Source organism: Cupriavidus sp. SIMBA_020, assembly GCF_046535395.1.
Classification (GTDB): Bacteria; Pseudomonadota; Gammaproteobacteria; order Burkholderiales; family Burkholderiaceae; genus Cupriavidus; species Cupriavidus campinensis.
Genome location: NZ_JAWRWU010000723.1, coordinates 1 through 267 on the forward strand (window position 1 = coordinate 1; position 267 = coordinate 267).

The following is a 267-nucleotide window of genomic DNA, read 5'->3' on the forward strand; positions in this document are numbered from 1 at the left end:
TGGGTACGCGTGGCGCAGCGCCAGTCCGGCGCCGGCATGGGCATCAGCTTCGTGCCGCGCATCGGGCAAGAGGTGCTGGTGCGCTTCCTGGACGACGACATCGACCAGCCCATCGTGGTGGGCGCGCTGTACAACGGCCGCGGCGAAGGCGGCACGCCGGCCACGCCTGGCGGCCGTCAGGGCGCCAAGGCCGACACGCAGGTCTACGCCGCGGCCCGCGATAACGCGCCCAGCGCCCAGGCCAACCTGGCGTCCGGCAATGCCCCG

The 267-nt window shown here is 73.8% G+C and carries 1 protein-coding gene; it reads left to right on the forward strand.

Annotation, left to right across the window (positions count from 1 at the left end):
* On the forward strand, window positions 1-267 hold a 267-nt coding region (locus SB751_RS31230), incomplete at both ends, for a phage baseplate assembly protein V (RefSeq protein ID WP_410749174.1).